3 protein-coding genes and 1 pseudogene are annotated in these 2,133 nt (G+C 71.9%); all 4 read left to right on the forward strand.

Going from position 1 to position 2,133, the window contains the following annotated elements:
* Positions 1 to 159 (forward strand): annotated as a pseudogene (locus AC27VN_RS39625) (crotonase/enoyl-CoA hydratase family protein); the annotation flags it as partial.
* 4 nt (positions 160 to 163) lie between these two features.
* Entirely contained in the window at positions 164 to 553 is a 390-nt protein-coding gene (locus AC27VN_RS39630) for a Zn-ribbon domain-containing OB-fold protein (RefSeq protein ID WP_490880234.1), read from the forward strand.
* Positions 550 to 1,710: a thiolase family protein gene (locus AC27VN_RS39635; protein WP_490880235.1), complete on the forward strand. Its 1,161-nt coding sequence runs from the start codon at positions 550 to 552 to the stop codon at positions 1,708 to 1,710. Before AC27VN_RS39630 ends, AC27VN_RS39635 begins: the two co-directional genes overlap by 4 nt.
* Before the next feature lie 7 nt (positions 1,711 to 1,717).
* Positions 1,718 to 2,133 (forward strand): FAS1-like dehydratase domain-containing protein (locus tag AC27VN_RS39640; RefSeq protein WP_490880236.1); only part of this gene is annotated, 416 nt, incomplete at its 3' end.

The following is a 2,133-nucleotide window of genomic DNA, read 5'->3' on the forward strand; positions in this document are numbered from 1 at the left end:
GCGAGCAAGCGCGTGGTGGTGGAGTCGCAGGACTGGCCCGCCGCCGAGCTGTGGGAACGCCAGGCCGCGCTGACCGAGCACGTGTTCAGCTCGGCCGATGCGCGCGAGGGCTCGGCCGCCTTCGCCGAGAAGCGCAAGCCCGTGTGGCAGGGCAAGTGACGCCATGGCCACCGACACCCGATTCGACGGCCCCGGCCCCGATGCGCAGTACCTGCAGGCGCTGCAGGAAGGCCGCCTGATGCTGCAGCACTGCGAGGACTGCGCCGCGGTGCGCTTTCCGCCGGCGCTGGTGTGCCGCGCCTGCGGCAGCCCGCGGCTGCAATGGCGCGCCTCGCCGGGACGGGGCAGCGTGTATTCGCTGACCACCGTGCGCGACCGCGCGGGCGACTACAACGTGGCGCTGGTCGACCTCGAGGGCGGCGCGCGCATGATGAGCCGCGTGGAGGACGTCGCGCCCGATGCGGTGCGCATCGGCCAGCACGTGCGGGCACGCATCGTGCCCGGCGAGGAGCCCTTCGTGGTCTTCGCGCCGGCCGAGGGAGACGCGCCATGAGCCGCGCGACGCATTCCCTGCGCGGCCGCGGCGCCATCGTCGGCATCGGCAACACGCGGCGCTGGAACGCGCCCGGCCGCACGCCCTTCGACCAGTTGCAGGAAGCGGCCGTGCTCGCGCTCGAGGACTGCGGCCTGCGCATGTCGCAGGTCGACGGCCTGTTCTGCGCCATGTCGACCTCGGGCCTGCCGGTGCTCAACGTCGCGGAGCGCCTGGGCATCAAGCCCCGGCATGCCGACGGCACCATGGTCGGCGGAGCCTCCTTCCTGTTCCACCTGCAGTCGGCGCTGATGGCGCTTGAGCTCGGCCTGTGCGAGGTCGCGCTGATCTGCTACGGCTCCAACCAGCTCACGGCCGGCGGCAAGCTGGCCTCGATGCCCGATCCGCAGCCCTACGAATCGCCGTTCCGCCCGCGCTATCCGTTGTCGAGCTACGCGCTGGCCGCGGCACGCCACATGCACCAGTACGGCACCACGCGCGAGCAGCTGGCCGACGTGGCGGTGGCCGCGCGCGACTGGGCGCGGCTCAATCCCGATGCCTTCGCGCGCGACCCGCTGAGCCGCGCCGAGGTGCTGGCCTCGCGCATGATCAGCGACCCGCTGACCAAGGCCGACAGCTGTCTCGTGACCGACGGCGGCGCGGCGCTGGTGCTCACGCTCGCCGAACGCGCGCGCGACATGCCGCGGCCCGCGGCCTACGTGCTGGGCACCGGCGTGGCCGTGAGCCACCGCCAGATCTCGGCCATGCCCGACCTCACGACCACCTGCGCGGTCGAATCGGGTCAGCGCGCCTATGCGATGGCCGGCGTCGGCCCGAAGGACATCGACCACCTGATGGTCTACGACGCCTTCACCATCAACACGCTGCTGTTCCTCGAGGACCTGGGCTTCTGCGCCAAGGGCGAGGCCGGCGCGATGGTGTCCTCGGGCGCCATCTCGCCGGGCGGGCGGCTGCCGGTCAACACCAACGGCGGCGGCCTGTCGTGCAACCACCCGGGCATGTACGGCCTGTTCACCGTGATCGAGTCGGTCGAGCAACTGCGCGGCAGCGCCGGCGCGCGGCAGGTCGAGGGCGTCGAGATTTCGCTCGCGCATGCCAACGGCGGCGTGCTGTCGAGCCAGGCCACCGCCATCCTCGGCACGGCCGCCACCTTGTGAGGACCGCATGACCATCGACCCCGAACGGCTGCTGGCCGCCCAGATCCCGCAGATCGAGCAGCACTACGACTGGCAGCAATGCATCGTCTACGCGCTGGGCATCGGCGTGGGCCTCGACCCGATGGACGAGGCCGACCTGGCCTTCGTCGACGAGACCCGGCTGAAGGTGCAGCCCACCATGGCCAACGTGATGGGCTACCCGGGCTTCTGGATGCGCGACCTGCCGCTGGGACTGGACTGGGTGCGCACGGTGCACGGCGAGCACTCGACGCGCATCCACCGGCCGCTGCCCGCCAAGGCCTCGGTGCGCGGCACCAGCCGCATCGTCGACCTGATCGACAAGGGCGAGGGCCGCGGCGCGCTGATCTTCGTCGAGCGCGAGATCGCCGACATGCACAGCGGCGAGCTGCTGGCCACCGTGCG

The sequence above is a fragment of the Variovorax sp. 20P10.2.4 genome, assembly GCF_058244205.1.

Bases quoted from the DNA above. Each gene is read 5' to 3' on its own strand.
- AC27VN_RS39630 (WP_490880234.1), top strand. From the start codon at position 164: ATGGCCACCGACACCCGATTCGACGGCCCCGGCCCCGATGCGCAGTAC.
- AC27VN_RS39635 (WP_490880235.1), top strand. From the start codon at position 550: ATGAGCCGCGCGACGCATTCCCTGCGCGGCCGCGGCGCCATCGTCGGC.